Annotated in this window: 24 protein-coding genes; 8 read left to right on the plus strand and 16 right to left on the minus strand. The window is 62.8% G+C overall.

The window, feature by feature from the left end:
- The first annotated feature begins 101 nt into the window (after positions 1 to 101).
- Genes AWB67_RS19635 through AWB67_RS19655 form a run of 5 tightly spaced genes read left to right on the plus strand, consistent with a single transcriptional unit; the run spans position 102 to position 4201 of the window.
- Complete coding sequence (locus AWB67_RS19635) at positions 102 to 878, plus strand: GntR family transcriptional regulator (RefSeq protein ID WP_087657899.1); 777 nt, start codon at positions 102 to 104, stop codon at positions 876 to 878.
- Complete coding sequence (locus AWB67_RS19640) at positions 875 to 2614, plus strand: fumarate reductase/succinate dehydrogenase flavoprotein subunit (RefSeq protein WP_087657900.1); 1740 nt, start codon at positions 875 to 877, stop codon at positions 2612 to 2614. Before AWB67_RS19635 ends, AWB67_RS19640 begins: the two co-directional genes overlap by 4 nt.
- A gap of 12 nt (positions 2615 to 2626) precedes the next feature.
- Positions 2627 to 2872, plus strand: a complete 246-nt coding sequence (locus AWB67_RS19645; RefSeq protein WP_087657901.1) for a 4Fe-4S dicluster domain-containing protein — start codon at positions 2627 to 2629, stop codon at positions 2870 to 2872.
- Between the two features lie 28 nt (positions 2873 to 2900).
- Positions 2901 to 3896, plus strand: a complete 996-nt coding sequence (locus tag AWB67_RS19650) for a HEAT repeat domain-containing protein (RefSeq protein ID WP_087657902.1) — start codon at positions 2901 to 2903, stop codon at positions 3894 to 3896.
- The gene (locus tag AWB67_RS19655) at positions 3893 to 4201 is read left to right on the plus strand and encodes a gamma-butyrobetaine hydroxylase-like domain-containing protein (protein WP_087657903.1); all 309 of its coding nucleotides are present in this window, start codon (positions 3893 to 3895) and stop codon (positions 4199 to 4201) included. The genes AWB67_RS19650 and AWB67_RS19655 overlap by 4 nt, the downstream gene beginning before the upstream one ends.
- Here AWB67_RS19655 and AWB67_RS19660 read toward each other — a convergent pair.
- The 3 genes from AWB67_RS19660 to AWB67_RS19670 are packed head-to-tail and all read right to left on the minus strand — an operon-like array spanning position 4150 to position 5952.
- Positions 4150 to 4797, minus strand: coding sequence for a VC0807 family protein (locus AWB67_RS19660; protein WP_235025222.1), 648 nt, complete (start codon positions 4795 to 4797; stop codon positions 4150 to 4152). The genes AWB67_RS19655 and AWB67_RS19660 overlap by 52 nt on opposite strands.
- A gap of 15 nt (positions 4798 to 4812) precedes the next feature.
- Entirely contained in the window at positions 4813 to 5154 is a 342-nt protein-coding gene (locus tag AWB67_RS43765; RefSeq protein ID WP_445344243.1) for a GFA family protein, read from the minus strand.
- A gap of 48 nt (positions 5155 to 5202) precedes the next feature.
- Positions 5203 to 5952, minus strand: a complete 750-nt coding sequence (locus AWB67_RS19670; RefSeq protein WP_087657904.1) for an SDR family oxidoreductase — start codon at positions 5950 to 5952, stop codon at positions 5203 to 5205.
- A 112-nt stretch (positions 5953 to 6064) separates the two neighbouring features.
- On the opposite strand from AWB67_RS19670, the gene pdxR reads away from it, so the two are divergent.
- A complete protein-coding gene (pdxR, locus tag AWB67_RS19675) occupies positions 6065 to 7525 on the plus strand; it encodes a MocR-like pyridoxine biosynthesis transcription factor PdxR (protein WP_087657905.1) in 1461 nt (486 codons plus the stop codon).
- Here pdxR and AWB67_RS19680 read toward each other — a convergent pair.
- From AWB67_RS19680 to AWB67_RS19705, 6 genes are all read right to left on the minus strand, one after another.
- Positions 7515 to 8132: an FMN-dependent NADH-azoreductase gene (locus AWB67_RS19680; protein WP_087657906.1), complete on the minus strand. Its 618-nt coding sequence runs from the start codon at positions 8130 to 8132 to the stop codon at positions 7515 to 7517. The two genes, pdxR and AWB67_RS19680, sit on opposite strands and share 11 nt — an antisense overlap.
- Positions 8129 to 8587 (minus strand): GNAT family N-acetyltransferase, encoded by a 459-nt coding sequence (locus tag AWB67_RS19685; RefSeq protein ID WP_087657907.1) that lies wholly within the window; start codon positions 8585 to 8587, stop codon positions 8129 to 8131. The genes AWB67_RS19680 and AWB67_RS19685 overlap by 4 nt, the downstream gene beginning before the upstream one ends.
- Before the next feature lie 101 nt (positions 8588 to 8688).
- A complete protein-coding gene (locus AWB67_RS19690) occupies positions 8689 to 9096 on the minus strand; it encodes a hypothetical protein (RefSeq protein ID WP_143328411.1) in 408 nt (135 codons plus the stop codon).
- 30 nt (positions 9097 to 9126) lie between these two features.
- Entirely contained in the window at positions 9127 to 10266 is a 1140-nt protein-coding gene (locus tag AWB67_RS19695) for a patatin-like phospholipase family protein (protein WP_087657909.1), read from the minus strand.
- 55 nt (positions 10267 to 10321) lie between these two features.
- Positions 10322 to 11083, minus strand: a complete 762-nt coding sequence (locus tag AWB67_RS19700) for an alpha/beta fold hydrolase (protein WP_087657910.1) — start codon at positions 11081 to 11083, stop codon at positions 10322 to 10324.
- Positions 11080 to 12111, minus strand: coding sequence for a M14 family zinc carboxypeptidase (locus tag AWB67_RS19705; protein ID WP_087657944.1), 1032 nt, complete (start codon positions 12109 to 12111; stop codon positions 11080 to 11082). The genes AWB67_RS19700 and AWB67_RS19705 overlap by 4 nt, the downstream gene beginning before the upstream one ends.
- Positions 12112 to 12292: 181 nt before the next feature.
- On the opposite strand from AWB67_RS19705, the gene AWB67_RS19710 reads away from it, so the two are divergent.
- A complete protein-coding gene (locus AWB67_RS19710) occupies positions 12293 to 12574 on the plus strand; it encodes a DUF3303 domain-containing protein (RefSeq protein ID WP_087657911.1) in 282 nt (93 codons plus the stop codon).
- Between the two features lie 39 nt (positions 12575 to 12613).
- Entirely contained in the window at positions 12614 to 12994 is a 381-nt protein-coding gene (locus AWB67_RS19715; RefSeq protein WP_200822260.1) for a hypothetical protein, read from the plus strand.
- 5 nt (positions 12995 to 12999) lie between these two features.
- Here the strand turns inward: AWB67_RS19715 and AWB67_RS19720 are convergent, their stop codons facing one another.
- From AWB67_RS19720 to AWB67_RS19750, 7 genes are all read right to left on the minus strand, one after another.
- Positions 13000 to 13284, minus strand: coding sequence for a hypothetical protein (locus AWB67_RS19720; RefSeq protein ID WP_235025223.1), 285 nt, complete (start codon positions 13282 to 13284; stop codon positions 13000 to 13002).
- 309 nt (positions 13285 to 13593) lie between these two features.
- Positions 13594 to 14415 (minus strand): vWA domain-containing protein, encoded by an 822-nt coding sequence (locus AWB67_RS19725; protein ID WP_235025224.1) that lies wholly within the window; start codon positions 14413 to 14415, stop codon positions 13594 to 13596.
- A gap of 86 nt (positions 14416 to 14501) precedes the next feature.
- On the minus strand, positions 14502 to 15044 hold the full coding sequence (locus tag AWB67_RS19730; protein ID WP_087657914.1) for a hypothetical protein: 543 nt from the start codon (positions 15042 to 15044) through the stop codon (positions 14502 to 14504).
- Complete coding sequence (locus AWB67_RS19735) at positions 15041 to 16039, minus strand: vWA domain-containing protein (RefSeq protein ID WP_087657915.1); 999 nt, start codon at positions 16037 to 16039, stop codon at positions 15041 to 15043. Before AWB67_RS19735 ends, AWB67_RS19730 begins: the two co-directional genes overlap by 4 nt.
- Positions 16036 to 16917, minus strand: a complete 882-nt coding sequence (locus AWB67_RS19740; RefSeq protein WP_087657916.1) for a hypothetical protein — start codon at positions 16915 to 16917, stop codon at positions 16036 to 16038. Before AWB67_RS19740 ends, AWB67_RS19735 begins: the two co-directional genes overlap by 4 nt.
- Positions 16914 to 17783 carry a DUF58 domain-containing protein gene (locus AWB67_RS19745; protein ID WP_087657917.1) on the minus strand — a complete coding sequence of 290 codons (870 nt, stop codon included), beginning with the start codon at positions 17781 to 17783 and terminating at the stop codon, positions 16914 to 16916. The genes AWB67_RS19740 and AWB67_RS19745 overlap by 4 nt, the downstream gene beginning before the upstream one ends.
- Before the next feature lie 15 nt (positions 17784 to 17798).
- Positions 17799 to 18818: an AAA family ATPase gene (locus AWB67_RS19750; RefSeq protein WP_087657918.1), complete on the minus strand. Its 1020-nt coding sequence runs from the start codon at positions 18816 to 18818 to the stop codon at positions 17799 to 17801.
- Positions 18819 to 18908 lie beyond the last annotated feature (90 nt).

Consider the following 18908-nt stretch of genomic DNA (forward strand, 5'->3'; position numbering starts at 1 on the left):
CGTCATTCGTCTCCATCGAAAATCGATAGCATAAAAACTTGGTTTGGCTCACGCGCCTCCCTGACTACACTTATCCCATCTTGTTATGACAAGTGGAATTCATGTCCAAGCCAGGCGCCACCCTTCTAGCCTTATCGCCTTTGCCGCTCTACGCGCAAATCAAGGACGCGCTGCGCGCGCGCATCCTCGACGGCACGTACGCGCCGCACAGTCAGATGCCGTCCGAATACGAGCTGTGCGCGATGTTCGACGTGAGCCGCATCACCGTCAGGCAAGCGCTCGGCGATCTTCAGAAAGAAGGCCTGCTCTTCAAGCTGCACGGCAAAGGCACGTTCGTTTCCAAGCCCAAAGCCTTTCAGAACGTCACGTCGCTGCAAGGGTTTGCGGAAGCGATGTCGTCGATGGGCTACGAGATCGTCAATCAGCTTCAGAGCGTGCGCTTCGTCAAGGCGGACCGGCAAGTCGCAGTACGGCTCGACGTGCCGGAAGGTTCGCGCGTCGCCGAGATCCATCGTGTGCGGCTGCTTAATCGCGAGCCCGTATCGCTCGAAGTAACGTGGCTGCCCGAAGCGCTCGGCAAGCGCGTCGCGAGCGCGGATCTCGAAACACGCGACATCTTCCTGATCCTCGAAAACGACTGCGCCGTGCCGCTCGGCCACGCGGACGTTTCGATCGACGCAATCCTCGCCGACGAAGATATCGCGAAGGCGCTGCGCGTCGACGAAGGCAGCCCCATCTTGCGTATCGAGCGGCTTACGCACGACGCAGACGGCAAGCCAATAGATTTTGAATACCTCTATTTTCGAGGCGATGCGTTTCAATATCGCTTGCGCATCGACCGGGAAACAGCACGCAGAAACGCGAGGAATAAGCAATGAAAACGCATGTTCTCGAATACGACATCGTCGTGGTGGGCGGTGGCACCGCAGGCCCGATGGCAGCGGTGAAAGCCAAGGAGCGCGATCCGTCGCTCAGGATTTTGCTCTTGGAGAAGGCCAACGTGAAGCGCAGCGGCGCGATCTCCATGGGTATGGACGGGCTCAACAACGCGGTGATCCCCGGCCATGCGACACCGGAGCAATACGTGCGCGAGATCACGGCCGCCAACGACGGCATCGTCGATCAAGCGGCCGTGTATGCCTACGCAAAGCACAGCTTTACGACGATCGAGGAACTCGATCGCTGGGGCGTGAAGTTCGAGAAGGACAGCACGGGCGACTACGCGGTCAAGAAAGTGCATCACATGGGCTCATACGTGCTGCCGATGCCCGAAGGCCACAGCATCAAGAAAGTGCTGTACAGGCAACTCAAGCGTGCGCGTGTGTCGATCACGAATCGCGTGGTTGCCACGCGCCTACTCAAGGATTCGGCAGGACGTGTGTGCGGCGTGCTCGGCTTCGACTGCCGTACCGCTGACTTTTACGTCGTCCGTGCCAAAGCCGTCATCCTGAGCTGCGGTGCCGCGGGCCGCCTCGGACTGCCCGCATCGGGCTACCTGATGGGCACCTACGAGAATCCGACCAACGCTGGCGACGGCTATGCGATGGCCTACCACGCAGGCGCCGCGCTCGCGAATCTCGAATGTTTCCAGATCAATCCGCTCATCAAGGATTACAACGGCCCTGCATGCGCCTACGTCACCGGGCCGCTAGGCGGCTTTACGGCGAACGGCAAGGGCGAGCGCTTCATCGAATGCGACTACTGGAGCGGCCAGATGATGTGGGAGTTCTACCAGGAACTGCAAAGCGGCAACGGCCCCGTGTTTCTCAAGCTCGATCACCTGGCGGAAGAAACGATCCAGACCATCGAGGAAATCCTGCACACGAACGAACGCCCGAGCCGCGGACGATTCCACGCCGGACGCGGCACTGACTATCGCCAGCAGATGGTGGAGATGCACATCTCGGAGATTGGTTTTTGCAGCGGGCACAGCGCATCGGGCGTGTACGTGAACGAGCGCGCGGAGACGACCGTCCCCGGTCTTTACGCCGCCGGCGACATGGCGGCCGTCCCGCACAACTACATGCTGGGCGCATTCACATACGGATGGTTCGCCGGACACAACGCGGCCGACTACGTAGCGGGCCGCGAACTTGCGCACGTCGACGAAGAGCAGGTCGATGCCGAACGCCGCCGCGTTTTCGCACCGCTAGAGCGCGAAACAGGGTTGGCCGCCGCGCAAGTCGAATACAAGCTGCGCCGCATGGTGAACGACTATCTGCAGCCGCCGAAGGTCACGCGCAAGATGGAGATCGGCTTGCAACGCTTCGAGGAAATCGCCGAAGACATCAGCGAGATCAAGGCCGCGAATCCGCACGAGCTGATGCGTGCGGCCGAGGTCAGCGCGATCCGCGATTGCGCTGAAATGGCAGCACGTGCCTCGCTTTTTCGCACTGAGAGCCGTTGGGGTCTGTATCACCATCGCGTCGATTTTCCGCGTCGCGACGACGCCGAGTGGTTCTGCCACACGCATCTTCGACGCGACGAGCACGGCCGCATGACGAGCGAGAAGCGCGCGGTCGAACCCCACGTAGTCGCCGCCGATCCACGCGACGACAATGCCTATCAGAAGCTGCGCATCGGCGAGCGTCCACTCATGACCGAACCCGCGTGACGAGGAACCGACATGTCATTCACTCCACATGAGATCTTTCATCGTAGCAACGCGCCCGTCACCGTCGACGAGGACAAGTGCATCGCCGACAAGGGTTGCACCGTGTGCGTCGACGTGTGCCCGATGGACCTGCTCGCCATCGACATGAGCAAGGGCAAGGCGTACATGCAGTTCGACGAATGCTGGTACTGCATGCCGTGCGAACAGGATTGCCCAACAGGCGCCGTGAAGGTAGAGATTCCCTATCTGCTCCGCTGACAAGCCCTTGCCCTTATCAAAGCCATCCATGACCGATACCCTTCGCCTTCTCTACGACCCGGACACGCTCGCTCCCGAAGCCGCAGCCCTGCTCCCGCGTCTCGCGGACTCCGATCCGGCCGTGCGCCGCATCGCGCTCCTCGATCTCGCCGATCTCGAAGACGAAGGCTCGCTGCAACCGATCATCGACGCGTTGAAGCAGGATGCTGCCGCAGACGTGCGTCGCGAGGCTGCGCAAGTGCTCGCGTCATGGGAACGAACGGAGGTCGTGGAAGCGCTCTGCAACGCCTTGCTCGACGCCGACACAGACGTGCGCGACACCGCCGCGCAAAGTCTTTCGGAACTGAAGGACGCCGCTTCCGGCTCGGTGCTCACGCGCTGGGCTGGACACGCGGATGCGTTCGTCAAGGCGTCCGTCTTGCGCGCGTTGCGTGAGCTGCGCTACACCGGCGCATTTGATGTAGCGACGCAGGCGCTCGTCCACACGAGTGCGGCCGTTCGGCGCGAAGCCGTCGGCGTGCTCGGCTGGCTGAAAGAGCCGGGGGCGCTCGATTCGCTGGCATCGCTTGCGAGTGCCGATGCGGACCCGGACGTAAGGCGGGCCGCTGCAGGGGCGCTGGGATTCGCTTCGGCGGATGCTTCCGGGCCGGTGAGCGCGCTGCTCGGCGCCTTGCACGACGACGCCTGGCAGGTGCGCGAAGAAGCTGCGACCACGCTCGGCAAGCTGCGCGCACTGAATGCACGCGACGAACTGATCGCCTCGCTCGGCGATGCCTACTGGCAGGTCAGATTGCGCGCCGCGCGTGCGCTCGGCAGGATCGGCGACGCGAAGGCGAGCGCGCCACTTGCCACGCTGCTCACGCACTCGATCAGCAATCTGAGGAAGGAAGCGGCGCTCGCGCTAGGCGAACTGGGCGATCGCTCAGTCGTCGCCCCGCTACGCGAAGCACTCGATGACCGCGATCCCGATGTGCGCAAAGCCGTACGCATCGCGCTTCAGCAGATCGAAAGCGAGAACGCATGATGTCGCCTGACCGGATCGAACTGGATCATCGCGCGGGCACCTTGAGTCTGGTGTGGGCCGATAAGGCGCCGCAACGCTTTTCCTATGCGACGCTACGGCGCGAGTGTCCTTGCGCGCAATGCAGGCGCCTTCGCATCGAAGGCGCCACGGTTCCTGTCGTCGAGGGTGTTTTCGTCACGCATGCCGAGCCGATGGGCTATGGCGTGCAACTCGTCTTCAGCGATCAACATGCGCGCGGCATCTTCCCATGGCGCTACTTCGATGAACTTGCGCTCGTCGATGTATCCACCCGCCTCTTGATGTAGTTTCGTCGGTAGAAAATGGTCCAGAGCGTCAGCCCGCCATAGAACGCATATCTGACCCAGGTGGACGCTTGTTGTGCATCGTGATCGTTCAGGCTGTAAGTGAGCCAAAGCCGCGCGAGGTTTTCGGCGACAAGCCCGACACCCCACACGGCAGTCATGAACCGGATCGACCGCACGAGCGCTGGTTGCGTACGCCACGTGGCATCGAATTCAAGTTCGCGGCCTCGCTGTTCGCGTGACAGCGTCGAACGCGCGAGATAATAGATCAGCGGCCGCTCGAGCAGAAGCGATGACAGAAAGAGAACGCCTATGACACCGCTCACCAGCGGCTCACGCGCCATGGTCAGCCATCGCGCCGGACTCGACGCCAGCACGAGCAGCGACATGCCGACTCCGGCGAGCACGACCGCACTGAGCGCGTCGAAGTGTCGAAAGCGCTTGAAGTCGATGCACATCCATGCGATCAACGGCAACGCCGATGCGATGAGTGCGCCAGCGGGTCCAAAACGTGTGGATGCGATCCTGTATGCAGCAGCCGGCAGCAACACGTTGACGAAGAACGCGAGCGAATAGCGGATGGAGGGCATCGTCACCATGTGCCTGGGCCGCTTTTAGCGAATCGGCAGTCCGTTTCGCAGCATCGCGGCAGAGGCCGCGACCTCCGGCGGCATCATCCGCGCATTGACACCCATGCGCGTCCAGTTCGGGTCACGAGCGCGCCAGTGAGTGACACAGCCACACGTGCGGCAGCGATGAAACTCTAGCCGACGCTCGCTCCACATATAGACGTCGGTGGGGCCGCTCCCGGCCGCGAACCGTACTTCGGACGGTTCATAGTAGGCCCAGAGCGTCCCGTAGCGGCGACAGATGGAGCAGCCGCAGTCATTCACCTCCGTCGGTGCGGCGTCGATGGCAAAGCGGACGGCGCCGCAATGGCAGGAGGCGTCTATCATCGGCGGGGTCTCTTCGTCTTTGCGCGAAGTTCCATGTTAATCCTTGCGTCACGTCTTCGCGCGTTGCAGCCAATCTTCGAGCGCCACTTGCCCCAGACGCGCCTCGCCGAGAGGCACCAGCGAAAGCTCGTCGATCGTGCCGCCGAAGTAGCTCGCATCCTTGTCCGCGACGATCTCACGCGCATCGCCCGTCGCCTTCAAATATCGTCCGATGATTTCGTTCATCGGAGCGCGCTCCGGACCGGCGATATCGGTCACGCGATTGAGCGGCGCACCGAGCGCGACATCCGCCACGATCGCCGCGACGTCATCCGCTGCGATCGGCTGAAACTGATGCGTCGAGAGATGGGGCTTGCCGTCGATCATGCCCGCATCGGCGATGCCTCCGAGAAACTCCATGAACTGCGTCGCACGGACGATCGAATACGGCACGCCTGACGCCGCGATCAGTTTCTCCTGTTCGACCTTCGCGCCAAAGTAGCCGTTGTCCGGCATACGATCCGTGCCGACCACCGACAGCGCCACATGATGCCGGATGCCCGCATGCGCCTCGCCCTTCGTGAGATTGAGCGTCGAGTCGCGAAAGAACGCCATGACGTCGTCGGGCGCCCACGAAGGCGCGTTCGACACATCGATGACCACCTGTGCCCCTTCGAGCGCCTGCTCCAGCCCTTCGCCCGTCACCGCATTCACTCCGCTGCGCGGCGATGCAGCCACTGCTTCATGACCCTTCGCGCGCAGCACGGCGACAGTCTTCGCGCCGATCAGGCCCGACCCACCGATAACAACGATCTTCATGATTCACCTCGTGGTGTGCAAGTTGAGTGTTGCTGTTGACTGCATTGTGTGCGAATCTTGGTGCAGCAAGAAGGGACAAGAATCGTCGATTGCACTAGGCCATTAAACAACCATGCCCGCACACGAACGTCAGTTGAGCATCGAGATCGACCGTAACGAGGCGGTGCCGATTTACCTGCAAATAAGCGAGCGCTTCAAAGCGGCAATCGCTGCGGGTCACTTGCACCCGGGCGATCGCGTACCGGCCCTGCGCGGACTGGCGATGCAGTTAAATACGGCGCGCGGTACGGTCGAGATGGCCTACAACATCCTCGTCGACGAAGGTTATCTGCAGATGCGCGGTGCGGCGGGCACGTACGTCTCGCCGTCGTTGCCGCCGTCCGTGACGCTTGCGGCGGCGCGCAAAAAGCGAGATCGCGCGCTGTCGGCGCCACGCGATTCGCAGTCATCGCGCAACGCGGTCCCCGACAACGATGCTACGCTTTTACGCCCTGGTCTTCCCGCACTCGATGCCTTTCCACGCAAGGTATGGAGCCGGCTCGTCGCGTATCGCGCCCGCAGCGGCGATGCCACGTCGTTGACGTATCCCGATCCCGCGGGTTATCGGCCGCTGCGCGAGCGCATCGCGACTTATCTCGGCTTGTCGCGCGGCGTCGATTGCGAGCCGGAGCAGGTGTTCGTGACCAACGGCTATCGTGCGGCGCTCGAACTCGTGCTGCGCAGCCTCGCGAAGCCGGACGACAGCGCCTGGTACGAAGAACCCGGTTATCTGCTCGCGCGCAACTTTCTGGTCGAAGCCGGGTTGCGGCTCGTGCCCGTGCTGATCGATCAGGAAGGACTCGATGTCGCTCAAGGCGAGACGCTCGAACCGAACGCGCGTTTTGCTTTCGTGACGCCGGCGCATCAAAGCCCGCTCGGTGTCACGTTGTCGTTGCCGCGACGCATCATGCTGCTCGACTGGGCGAAGCGCGCGGGAAGCTGGATCGTTGAAGACGACTACGACAGCGAGTTCCGTTACGCGGGACGTCCGCTGCCTGCGTTGAAGAGCCTCGATCGCGACGATCGCGTGATCTATTGCGGCACGTTCAGCAAGGTGATGTTCCCGGGACTGCGACTCTCGTACATCGTCGCGCCCGGTCGCGCCATCGCGCGCTTCGAGCAGATCACGAAAGGCATGAACGCGGGACCACCGCACCTGTTGCAGGCGGCGGTGGCTGATTTCATCGCGCAGGGCCATTTCTCGCGGCATCTCAAGCGCATGAGAACGCTCTACGCGGAGCGACGCACGCTGCTGGCGCAAGCGCTCATGCGTGTGTTGGGCAACAGCATCCGCGTCGATCTGCCCTCGGGCGGAATGCATCTGGTCATGCTCTTCAATGCCCCCGTCGACGACTTCGCCGTGGCCGACCGCGCACGCGAGGCAGGACTCGCTGTGCTGGCGCTATCGGAATGGTACTTGGGCGGACGCACGAAGCGCTCTTTGCGCGGGCTTGTACTCGGATTTGCCAACGTCGCCGATTCCGCTGAAGCCACGCGGCTCGCACGACTGCTTCTACGCGCATTCAAGGGTTGAGCGCCGCGTCCAGCGCGAAAAGCGCATGACGTGCGATGCTTTCGCGTGCGACCGTCAGCGCCTGTTCGATCGTCTCGTCGCCCATCACGAGTCCCTCAAGCAGCAGGAAATGCACGTCGCGTATGCCGATGGAGCCTAGTGCGAAGCGTACATACGGCGTGAGGAAATCCGGCTGACGGGCGCGCTCGCCACTATGAAATCCGCCCGATCCGACGATCACGAACGCCGGACGATCGCGCATCAAACCGACCTTGCCTTCAGCGGTCGATGCAAACGTGCGATGCATGCGCAGCACGTAGTCGATCCACAGCTTGAGCGCGGCAGGCACGGTGAAGTTGTGCATCGGCGTATTGACGATGAGCACGTCCGTCGCTTCGATCTCGCGGATCAGTTGTTCGGAGAGGTCGAACGTGCGGGTGTCCGGTGCGCGCGACGTGACGGCGCGCGCGTAGTCGCGCGTGATGGGCGGGAGCGCGTGCGCGGCGAGGTCGCGCACGACGACTTCGGCATGCGAGCGTTTGCGCAATGTGTCGATCATCTCGGTGGCGAGGCGGTATCCGTGACTCATGTCGCCGTGCGGGCTTGTGTTGAGAAGGAGGATTTTCATCGCGCGGCTTCTGTCGCTTTATTGAGCGGTTCGACGAAGTGCATGCCTCTCGCGAGCAAGCCGTTGCGATAGTAGAAGCGTTGCGCGAGCGCCATGTGCAGGCCCGTATCGAGCACGAAGTGAGCGCAATGCACATCGCGCGCGATCTGGCGGACGGCTTCGAGCAATTGCCCACCGATGCCCGATCTTTGCAGATTTGCGTCGACGACCAGATCGTCGACATAGACGAAGCGCCCGTATATCAGGTTGGTCTGCGTTCGATAGCCTGCGAGACCGAGGATAACGTCGCCATCGCAGGCGGCGAGCAGACGATAACCCTCTTCGCGCTGCCGCCGCACTTGTGAAGTGAACGCGGCGGCGTCGGTGAGATGCGGCCGCAGTTGCTTCATGACGTCGAACGCGCGCGTCCAGTCGTCCGGTGTATCGAGTTCTTCAAGCGTGATCGATGTGTTCATGCGCACTCTCCGTATGGCATGAGCACACGATAAGCTTGAGATGTCCTGCACGGCAGAGCCAAGAAACAAGAAAACGACTAGGCCAAGAATCCCGGCACCCCCTATCGACAAAGCTTCGCCACGAGCAATTGATCGACACTGCCATTCGGCGGAACGTTGAACACGTCCGGCGTTCCCCAGCCATGGTCGAGCCAAACGCCTTGCAGATAGAAGTTGGTTTCGCCATCCGACTTGCTTCCCGTCGAGCAGTCGATGACAAACCGGACGTCGCGCATATCGCCGCGCTTTCGCGTGCCTGGAATGGTCACCGGGCGAAAGAACGTTTCGCGGGTCCAGCCGGTCCGGACCGTTCCGGTGCGTCGATATGTCGAAAGATCGAAATAGACGAGCGATTCATTGGACTTCGCCAGCATGGCCCAGTCGGCAGCGTAAGAAGCTTGCGGCAGGATGACCAAAGCGACCGTCAGCAGGCCACCAGTCGCCTTCGATGTTCTGGAACGAGATAGCATTATTGCCTCCGTGTAGCGTTGACGTTGTCGCTATCCCTGCCCTTCCTTCGAGGCCATTCGAAACACCGTGATGCCATCCATAGGATCCAGCTTCTCTCGCCAAGGCGCCATAGCCAGCAAGCGCGTCGTGTCCTCATAACCCGCATGCCATCGACGTTGAATCCCACTCGACGAAAAATCTATATCGCGGTTCAGGTCGTCGTTGTTGAATGCCGGGGCGTCGAGTTCCAGTACCTGCATCGTCGTGCCGCAGCCGTACCCAAGAAGCTCCTGAACCTCTGGCGCATTGCGCTCTTCTTCAGGGATGTACCGGCTGAGTTCGCGAATCACATGCCGCAGCCGATGAATCTGCTTCTGTCGATCGAGATGACTTTCCGCGCGGCTCGAATACTGGATGTCGCGCTGCCGGCTCATGACCTGCATGATCGATTCCGGCTCCGGACCGCTCGACGGCCACAGTTGCACCGCAAAGATCACGGAGCTGTTGCGTGGCCGGTCGTCGAGCACGGCTTCTAGCGGCGTGTTCGAGTAGATACCGCCGTCCCAATACGATTCGCCTTCCAGCCGCACCGATGGAAAACCCGGCGGGAAAGCCGCCGAAGCCATCACGTGATCGACGTCCATCGGTGCATCGCGATTGGTGAAATAGCGCATGCGTCCGCTGCGAACGTGGACCGTGCCGACCGTGAGACGGGTCGTCTTGCGATTGAGGTATTCGAAATCGACGAGCGTCGACAAGGTCTCGCGCAGCGGCCCCGTCGAATAAAACGCAGCCCGCTCCGGCCCCACGGGCGTCTGAATGCCCGCCCAGGACGCGAGCCGCGGCGTGAAGAAAGACGGCACGCCTTGCGTGACCGTCGCCAGATCGCGCGACCAGTTCGCGAGTCCCGGCAACCAGCTCGCGGCATCGAAGCCGCGTCGCGCCACGCCGTTCCAGAACTGCGTCAACCGTTCGATGCGGTTCTCCGGCGGATTGCCGGCGATGATCGCGCCGTTGATCGCGCCGATCGACGTGCCGATCACCCACTCGGGGTCGACGTGGCCGTCGTGCAGCGCCTGATAGACGCCGGCCTGGTAAGCGCCGAGCGCGCCGCCGCCCTGCAGGACGAGGACGATCTGTCCGGGAATGTCTGCGTGAGCGTGATGTTCGCCGTGCGTCGCGTTGCCCATGATCGGTCTCCCGGACGATTGCCGCTGTGCCGCTGATTTTGCCACTTTGCGCGCGCTACGTATTCGACATATCGACAGAACGCAGCCATTCTCCGATCTGCCGGCAAGTCCACGCAGGATCGTCGTGCGGAAGATCGTGTCCGGCCCACGGATGCTCTGCGTGTGCCGTGCCCCATCGCGTTGCGATCCGCGCCGAGCACACGGGATCGACAAGCCCGTCCGCCGCCGATGACAGCAGCAGCGTCGGACATCGCGACGGTGTATTCGGCGCGCGAAACCGCGCGGCTGCCCACAACTGACGTAACGCGCTTGCCGCGCTCACGGGCGAACTCGCACGAATCGCGGTCCATTCGGCGATATCTGCGGCGGCGGTATCGCGACGATTGCACGTCAGCCGATGAATGATCGCCTCGCATTGTTGCGGACGATTCCACGCCGCCGCGATTCGCGCGAACGCGGGCAACGCCGCAGGACGCAACCGCTCGACGCTCCGCGCGAACGGCCGCATGCTCGTATTGATGAGCACGAGCCGGTCGATCTCTTCGGGATGCCGCGTTGCCCACTCCGTCGCGGCCATCGCCCCGAGCGACATTGCCAGCAGCCGATAAGGCTTTGCGAGTCCCATCGCGTTCGCACGACCACGCACGAACGTCGCCATGCTCGCTACATCGGGCAACGCGCGCTCCGCTCCGATGCCGGGCAGGTCGATCAGCGTGACGCCGCTCGCATCGTTCAGGTCCGTGCGAAAGCGCTCGGGAAACGCCCCCCAATGACGCGCCTCGCGCGTGAGGCCGCGCAGCAGTATCCATTCGCTCATGGCGTGGTTTTGGGCCACCAATGCTCGATGGCCCGCTGCGTCACCTGCTGCCGGAATTCACCGCGCGGCAACCATCGATGCGACGAAAACGCCGCGCGCGTCAGGAAGTCGAAGAAGTTCGGATGCCGGCGCAGCACACGCCGCGTGCGATGCGCCTTGATCGGGTTATAGATGCCGAGTCGCGAAAATAGCTGCATCGGATTCTTCCTGATCCAGCGCCACGAGCCAAGTTCGAGCGTCATCGGCAGGAAGATGTTGGGCGCGCGCGATCGATCGTACGCGCAGTCCCAGAGATCACCGTGCAGCAGGTATTGATGGCTTTGCGGCTCGAACGCGTAGCCGTGATGCGGACACGATTGTTCGAACATCGTCTTCAGCAGGAACATCTCGGCGAGATGCGGCATCTGTCGATCGGTGCGGGCGTAGGGGAACCAGATGCTGTCGTCCCAGCCGAAACCCGAATGACAATCGAGTGCGAAGCTGAGCGGCCGCGACATCAGTTCATCCTCGACGACCGAGAGGAGCGCCGCACTCTCCACTTCCATCGATCCGACGCCGCTCCCGCGATACCACGGCAGCCACGGTCCAATGCGCTGGCCGCCCGCGAGAAACGGTACGCGTCCTTCGGCGCTTTGCGGCGCGTTGCGCATCAGGTCGACGCCGTTCGGGTTCGAGCGCGTTCGCGCCCACATGCCACCCGGATTCACTATCGGCATGAAGACGAGTCGGATCGAACGCAGTTGCTCGCTCAGGAGGTCGTCCCATTCGAGGCGGCGCAGCAGCGCGCGCATGTAGTCGAGGATGAGTTGCGTGCCGATGCGTTCAAGGCCGTGAACGCCGCCGAAAAAGCCGATTGCGGGCGCTGCTCCGTCGGTCGAGCCGATGGTCGCGGTGAGGATCGGGAAAGCGTGCGAGCCGGTTCGCACTTCGCCTACGGTGCGGCTTTCGAACCGGCGGCCGGCGGCGAGAACGGCCTTGAGGTCGTCGAGCTCCGCAAAGCTGTCCGAGGCAACGCGCAACGTGCTCATGACCACGCCCCTTTTGCTTGAGTGTTTTTTGACGGCGCGTTGATGACGGTTCTTTCGCTTTTCGCGCTGTCCAAGGGATGAGTATAGGGCGCATCGGGGATGACGATCCGTGTGGCGCATCCGTTGATCGACTCAGGCCGTATATGAGGGGCAACCCAGCCACACTGTAAAGGAGTCGATCATGAAGTTCATGCTGACATTCACATGGGCAACCGATGCCCGCATTCGCGATGAAGCTGTCCAGCGGTTTCAGGAAACGGGCGGGATTCCGCCGGATGGGGTCACGCTGCTTGGACGATGGACCAAAGCTGATCTCAGCGGCGGTTTCGATTTGCTCGAAACGGACGATGTAAGGAAGTTGACCGAGTTCGCCTATATGTGGAGCGATTTGATGAAACTGGAGATAACGCCTGTTGCGGAGGATCAGGATTTGGGCGCTGTTTTTCAGGCTGTCGCGAAGTAAGACTGCCTTCGTTTAGCTCACATCTCAATGGGTGCAATCATGACGATAGAAGTCGTGCATAAATACGATCTCCTGCCTGGCGCTGACCAGCAGGCATACGGTGAGTTGACGAGGAAAGCGGCCGCTGCGTTGCTGCGCGCGACCGGTCTCGTCGAAATTCGTGCGGACCGAAATCTGCTTGGGTCGCCCCATGTTAAAGCGACGAGCGTGTGGCGCACTCTTGTCGACTGGGAAGCCGCGAAGGGCATCGAAGAACTGGCGGCGCTGGAAGCTGAGTCTCGCCGCTATGTCACGAACGTGAGCGTCGAGATATGGGGGCCGTCGCAGTTGCTTACGCACGCGCTCAGGCCGCAACATCAGGTTCGCCGGGGACGGCAGACTGCGCGTATGCGCGCGTCTGCCGCTGATGACGTCGCTTAAGCCGATCAACCGCCTCGATACATTGCGTCGATGCTGTCACCGGGAGCGCGCCGGCCAGATTCCGTCCTGACCGGCTCATCGCCTCCGACATCGCCGTGGTTTGCGCCCGCGGCATTCGGATGGGCGCTGTGAGCGGCTTGAACAGGTTGCGAAGCTGGCGCATCGGCATTGACGCGATCGAAGTGATCGTTGCCGTAACCGCCCGCCATCGCGGGCATCGCTAGCGACATGGAGCTTGCGACTAAAACAGCGGCGATAGATATCGTCTTCATGGAGACTCCGGTGAGCATGTTGAATATCGGCCTTGATGAATAAAGAAAGGCTCAACGAACAACCGACCTTCGGAATCCGAAAGAAGCTGACTACGGCTTGTAACGGTCATCGTTGCGCCCACCGGCATAGGTGCACCAGCTATGCCAATCGCAATTGACGATCCCCTCTAACCAAGGCTAAGCGCTTGAAAATAAACGATATCGACCGGGTCGATGAGACCTGTTAAGGAAGAGTAGAGAAACGCAAGTGTCTGGTGGTAGACGACGCTTTTTCAGTTGCTGTATGCGCCTACCCAACAGCGGGACGAGAGAAAGTGAAGGCGCCCGTTACCGACCAGGCCCAGCACGCGCCCGGCGAAAATCCGGCAAAAACACCACGACGAGCATGACGAGAGCCCCCAACGCAGCACACCAGCGGACATCTACCGTCGAACCAACCCGCTCCGCAAACCGCGAATCGAGCAACGCATCCCCCAGCGCCTCCGCTGTGGACAAAGCCCGATACTCCAGCGCCGTCTGCCCACCGAGCGTCTTCAAATACCCACCTCGCAGCGCCGACAGTTCCTCATGACTCACCTCACCGCGTTGCGCGGACGACATCGCGCTCGTCTGCACGACATCGCTTGCGAGCCAGAACCCCGCGGGCCGGCCGTCACTATCGGTTTTCGGTATCGGCGCCGGCTGATCCCCGCCTACGCCAATCAACCAGCCGCGAACCTCACCCGGCGTAATTCCCGGCATCGACGTATCGGACAGCGGCCGAGGAGGCGCTTCCTGTCCGTCGGTCATGAAAACCACCGCTACGTGGTCCCCCATCTGCTTCGCCTGATGAATCGCGGAAAACAGTCCCCCGTTCGCGATACGGCTCGCGTTCGCCCAGCGCATCCGTCCATCGATGCCATCGAGCGACGTCGCGAGCGCGTCGTAATGTTCGCAAACTTCCAGCGGTTCCAGCAACAGCAGCGATCGTGTGCCAGTGAACACGCTCCATCCGACTCGCGACCCACACGGCATCCGACGCAGCGCTCGACGCATCGACTCGCGCGCATAGGCGAGGCGGCTCGTGCGCACGCCGTCGAGCAGCACGTCCTCGACGTTCATGCTTTGCGTGATGTCGAAGGTCACGACGTAATCGAAGCGGTCGCGCATCAACCGTACGCTTGGCATCCACAAGGACGCAGCAAGCAATACGAGCGCGACAGAAAGCGCCCCTTGCCGACAAGCCGCCGTCACGGTCACGGCAAATCCCCAAGCGCAACATCCGGCACTTTGATCATGCGGCGAACCTCGTAAGGCTCGCGTCCATCGTCGAAAGCCTGCGCACTCTCTGGCTGCAGCCACAGCGCGCGTTCAAGGTTATAGCGTGCGTCCCAGTCGTCGGGCTGCGCGCGAAGCAACTCGCGATAACGGTTCTTCGCAAGCTCGACGAGCGGCGCCGACGCGATCGGATTGCCCGCGCCCACGGCGATCGCTTCGCGCAGGTACATGTTCGCGAGGTCAAACAGCGCGGCCCGCCCGATCTCGTCAGGATGTGCGCTAGTGATGAGCCCGTCGTAGAGTTTCGCCGCCGCATCGCGCTGACCTGCCTTCGATAGCGCAATCGCTTGCGCAAGCCGCACACGCGACGATTGATCGACGGCACCCGACGCAGTACCAGCACGCAACACGGCCGCATTGTTCCGTTGCGCATCGACGAGACTCCAGCCTTCGAAGCCAGCCCAGGCGGCGCAACAGAGCGCAGCCGCCGCAAACCCCGCATGAACGACGCGCCGCCTCATGACCAACTCCGCAACAACGCGAACCGCAACGCAAACAGCAGCGCACAACCTGCCAACGCCATGGCAAAAAACGACGTACTACGACTCCTTTCAGGCACACGCTCGACATACGACACAGGAAAATTCTGCTGCGCATCGATCTCGGCCATAGCCGCCGACATCGCGCTCGAATCGTCGGTCTGGTAAAGCCGGTACGGCGTCTTCAGCGACTGAAAATAGCGATGCAATTCGACCTCTTCCGACGACTCGTCGGCCGGCGTGATCGCGTTCAGATCGGTGCTGTTCGCGCTGCTGCGCAAGTAGATGAAATACACGGTGATGCGTTCACGCGCGAGTCCGGCCGCGATGCGCGATCGCATCGGCGCATCGATATGCGCGCCGCCGTCCGAGACGAGGATGATCACGCGATTGCCGTTGTAGTCTCGCCGCTCGAACTGGCCTATCGCAGCCAGCAGCCCGCGATCGAGCCGCGTATCCGGCATCCCGCGCCCGATGCCGGTGCTCGCCACGGCGCTGCGGATCGCTTCCTTGTCGCGCGTGAGAGGCAATACGAGCAGTGGGCTCGTGCCGAACATCATGAAGCCGACGCGGTCGCTGCCGCGTTTATCGATGAAGCGCGTGAGCACCTCGCGCGCCGACGCGTTCTTCGATTCGCCGCCCGCCATGGCGCCCGCCGCGTAGACGCTTTTCGGCGGAACGAACGCGTCCATGCTCGAACTCCGGTCCATCAGCACCATGATCTCGGCGCCGCGCGCGACGTGCGTCACCGCTTTTTCCGTTTCGCGTGGATCGGCGAGTCCGATTACGATCAAGAGCATCGTGGCCACCGCGAGCACGCGCAGCGCGATGCTGGCGGCATGACCCATCCGGTCGCGCGGCAACCATGCGACGTGCGAAAACAGCAGCGTGTCCCTGCTGCGCGGTGCGAGCGGCAACAATGCGAGCGGAAGCAGCGCAAGCATCCACGGCGAGGCGAAGCCGAACTGGGCGGTCATCGTCGATGGTGCCTTTCGAGGCGGCGCAAATCGCGGCACAGGTCAAGCAGCCGATACGGCTCCTGCGCCGGCGCGAGCGCGAAAAACCGCTCGCCGGAGTGCGCGTAAAAGTGTTCGAGCTGCACGCGCATCGGTTTGAGATAAGGCGCGCGGACGAACAGCGCATCGAGCTTGCCCGAATGGAGCGCTTGACCGGCGGCATCGTTCAGTGCGCGGTGAACGTGGCGCCAGGCGTCGGAGTCGTGATCGACCTGGGCCGGGTCGAATCGCTTCAGCGCATGCCACGCGCGCGCGAATGGCATTTGGCACGCATCGCGATGATTGCGCCACAGCCACCATCCGAGCCACGCGAACGCGACAAACGCCAGAGCCGCCAGCGAAACGCTCAAGCGCCTTTGCAGCGGCGCCATCGGCAGAAGTGCGGGCTGACGGTCAGGCTGCAACGATTGCAACGCGCCTTGAGCGAACGCGCTGCGAGGCGTCAGCGGCGCAACGCTGACCGGCCATGCAGCAACGGTCAATGCCGCGCCGCCGGGCACGCTATTAGCCAGCGTCAGAGCAGGCAACGCAATCGCGGTGAGCGACTGCGGCGCGTTGATCACCTGATATTGGAGCACGAGCCATCGGTTTCCGGTGGCGTCCGTTTCGACCGCCGCCGCGCGTCGCGTGAGCCACGCACCGGTGCGTTCCAGCGACGGCAGCACAGAAGGTTCGAACGGATGACCGCTCGCGCGCAGCAGGATGCGCTGCGTCATCACATCGCCGAGCACGTAGCCGAAACTGCGCGGCTGCTCGGTCGTCGCGACGGCCGATTGCTGCGCGAACGCGTGAGGCACAAGCGCCATCAGGGCGATCACGATGACCCATCGCGCGATCATCCAGCCATCTCCAGAAAGTATCGCGACAACGCCTCCGGATCAAACGCTCCGCTCAGATACAGCGGACGCACGCCGTGCGCGCGGCACAGCCCATCGATCTGCGCGCGCTGGTGCTGGACGGCATCGCGCCATTGCATGCGCAGCGCAGGGCGCATCCACAATGCGCGCCGTTCGCGCGACTCCGCGTCGCGCACCATCATGAGCGCGTTGCGCGATGGCGCTTCCAATTCGACGGGATCCCACACGACGAGCGGCACGATGAGAGCCGGAGCCATTAGCTCGAACGATCCGCGCAACGTATCAAGCGGCCAGTGAAAGTCCGATACGACGAACACGATTCCCTCGCGCCCGCCCAGTCGTTCTGCTGCGCGCCGCAGGCCAGCCGCACCGCTGCCGCCACGGTGCGCCACCAGCCTGCGCCCCTCGTGCAACAACGCGCGCATCGCCGCACCCGCACCCCGATGACGACGCGCCGGCATCATCAGTTCATCGCGCAACGCGGTATCGAACGCGAGCATGCCGACGGGATCGCCCACGCGAAACGCGCTGCGCCCCAGCGAATCGACGAAATCGCCGGCGACGTCGAGCTTGGTGCGCTCCGAGCCGAAGATCATTGATGCCGATACGTCGACGAGCGCATGGACCGAGACAGCCGAGCGCTGTCGATGCAGCCGCACAAGCCACTCGCGCCCCGGATGCCGCAGGCTCGCGCGCAGATCGAGGCGACGCGGGTCGGGGTGATCGAAAAGGCGCGCGTGGGTCGCGAAGGCCTGTCCGCCGCCGATGCTCGAACCGTGGTGCGATCCCGGACGATAGCCGTTCACCTGCGACGGCATCCGGTAGTGGAATTCGTGAACCGGGCTCATCGCGCAGCCGCCGCGTCAGGGCGCGGCCACGCGCAGCATGATCGCCTGCGCGAGCGCGTCGGCGAGTTCCGCGCGGCGCAATTCATAGATCGGCGTAAAGAACACGCGATGACCGAGCGCCGCCGGCAACACCGCGTGAATGTCCTCGGGGATCAGATGCGAGCGACCCGCGAGCCACGCGACCACGCGCGCGGCGCGTACCAGCGCGCTCATCCCGCGCGGACTGGCACCCGCCAACACGAGCCGATCCATGTCGACGTCATCGAGCGCAATGCCGTATTGCGAGGGCCGTTCGGTCGCTTCCCAGAGTTGCAGCACATACCGTTCGATCGTTTCGCTCGCCCGCACGCTGCGTTGGATCGACGCCGCCACCGCATTCAACTCGCGCCACGCGAACATGCCGTCAGGCACCTGTTCAAGCACGGTATCGACATCATGAAAATGCGGGTCGAAGACGAGCCGGCTGCGGATGTCGGGCGCGGGCGGCGTCGTCATGTTCAGTTCAAACATGAAGCGGTCTCGCGCGGCGGACGCCAGCTCGAAGGTCTCTTCCTTCTCGACCTTGTTGCGATCCGCGAACACCGTCATGTGCGGAAAATGATGCTCGCGGTTGAAAGCGGACACCGAACGCTCCGCCATCGCGCGCAGCAGGAGCGATTGCACTTGCGGCCGCGCGCGGTTGATCTCGTTGAAGAAGAACGTCGTGAGCCGCTCGCCGTGACGCAGCAGCGGACCGGGATCGATGCGCGGCGCGCCTTCGGCATCGACATAGGTGTGATAGATGAGATCGCCGGGCATCAGGTCGATGGTGCCCTCGACGCGCTCGAACTCGCCGCCTATCGCCCGAGCGAACGCGCGCAGCAGCGTCGTCTTCCCGACGCCGACATCGCCTTCGAGCAACACGTGTCCGCGCGCGAAGAGGGCTACGGTGATCAGGCGCGTGACCTGCGGCTGGCCGATGACCGCCTGCGCAACCGCCGCTTCGAGCTGCAGCGCGTTGCTGCGCCAGTCCTGCAACGCTTCGTCAGACAACATCGGGCTTCTCCCTTTCAGCGGCCAAGCTGACAGGCAAGTGTCATGCCAGTCGATGCGGTCGGCGAGAGAAGCCAGTCACGCGGGACAGGG

Source organism: Caballeronia terrestris, from assembly GCF_001544515.1.
GTDB lineage: Bacteria > Pseudomonadota > Gammaproteobacteria > Burkholderiales > Burkholderiaceae > Caballeronia > Caballeronia terrestris.

Bases quoted from the DNA above. Each gene is read 5' to 3' on its own strand.
- pdxR (WP_087657905.1), top strand. From the start codon at position 6,065: ATGCCCGCACACGAACGTCAGTTGAGCATCGAGATCGACCGTAACGAG.
- AWB67_RS19660 (WP_235025222.1), bottom strand. From the start codon at position 4,797: ATGGTGACGATGCCCTCCATCCGCTATTCGCTCGCGTTCTTCGTCAAC.
- AWB67_RS19730 (WP_087657914.1), bottom strand. From the start codon at position 15,044: ATGAGGCGGCGCGTCGTTCATGCGGGGTTTGCGGCGGCTGCGCTCTGT.
- AWB67_RS43765 (WP_445344243.1), bottom strand. From the start codon at position 5,154: ATGATAGACGCCTCCTGCCATTGCGGCGCCGTCCGCTTTGCCATCGAC.
- AWB67_RS19700 (WP_087657910.1), bottom strand. From the start codon at position 11,083: ATGAGCGAATGGATACTGCTGCGCGGCCTCACGCGCGAGGCGCGTCAT.
- AWB67_RS19690 (WP_143328411.1), bottom strand. From the start codon at position 9,096: ATGCTATCTCGTTCCAGAACATCGAAGGCGACTGGTGGCCTGCTGACG.
- AWB67_RS19695 (WP_087657909.1), bottom strand. From the start codon at position 10,266: ATGGGCAACGCGACGCACGGCGAACATCACGCTCACGCAGACATTCCC.
- AWB67_RS19645 (WP_087657901.1), top strand. From the start codon at position 2,627: ATGTCATTCACTCCACATGAGATCTTTCATCGTAGCAACGCGCCCGTC.
- AWB67_RS19670 (WP_087657904.1), bottom strand. From the start codon at position 5,952: ATGAAGATCGTTGTTATCGGTGGGTCGGGCCTGATCGGCGCGAAGACT.
- AWB67_RS19650 (WP_087657902.1), top strand. From the start codon at position 2,901: ATGACCGATACCCTTCGCCTTCTCTACGACCCGGACACGCTCGCTCCC.
- AWB67_RS19740 (WP_087657916.1), bottom strand. From the start codon at position 16,917: ATGATCGCGCGATGGGTCATCGTGATCGCCCTGATGGCGCTTGTGCCT.
- AWB67_RS19745 (WP_087657917.1), bottom strand. From the start codon at position 17,783: ATGAGCCCGGTTCACGAATTCCACTACCGGATGCCGTCGCAGGTGAAC.
- AWB67_RS19735 (WP_087657915.1), bottom strand. From the start codon at position 16,039: ATGACCGCCCAGTTCGGCTTCGCCTCGCCGTGGATGCTTGCGCTGCTT.
- AWB67_RS19710 (WP_087657911.1), top strand. From the start codon at position 12,293: ATGAAGTTCATGCTGACATTCACATGGGCAACCGATGCCCGCATTCGC.
- AWB67_RS19715 (WP_200822260.1), top strand. From the start codon at position 12,614: ATGACGATAGAAGTCGTGCATAAATACGATCTCCTGCCTGGCGCTGAC.
- AWB67_RS19720 (WP_235025223.1), bottom strand. From the start codon at position 13,284: ATGCTCACCGGAGTCTCCATGAAGACGATATCTATCGCCGCTGTTTTA.
- AWB67_RS19680 (WP_087657906.1), bottom strand. From the start codon at position 8,132: ATGAAAATCCTCCTTCTCAACACAAGCCCGCACGGCGACATGAGTCAC.
- AWB67_RS19685 (WP_087657907.1), bottom strand. From the start codon at position 8,587: ATGAACACATCGATCACGCTTGAAGAACTCGATACACCGGACGACTGG.
- AWB67_RS19635 (WP_087657899.1), top strand. From the start codon at position 102: ATGTCCAAGCCAGGCGCCACCCTTCTAGCCTTATCGCCTTTGCCGCTC.
- AWB67_RS19640 (WP_087657900.1), top strand. From the start codon at position 875: ATGAAAACGCATGTTCTCGAATACGACATCGTCGTGGTGGGCGGTGGC.
- AWB67_RS19705 (WP_087657944.1), bottom strand. From the start codon at position 12,111: ATGAGCACGTTGCGCGTTGCCTCGGACAGCTTTGCGGAGCTCGACGAC.
- AWB67_RS19655 (WP_087657903.1), top strand. From the start codon at position 3,893: ATGATGTCGCCTGACCGGATCGAACTGGATCATCGCGCGGGCACCTTG.
- AWB67_RS19750 (WP_087657918.1), bottom strand. From the start codon at position 18,818: ATGTTGTCTGACGAAGCGTTGCAGGACTGGCGCAGCAACGCGCTGCAG.
- AWB67_RS19725 (WP_235025224.1), bottom strand. From the start codon at position 14,415: ATGCGCGACCGCTTCGATTACGTCGTGACCTTCGACATCACGCAAAGC.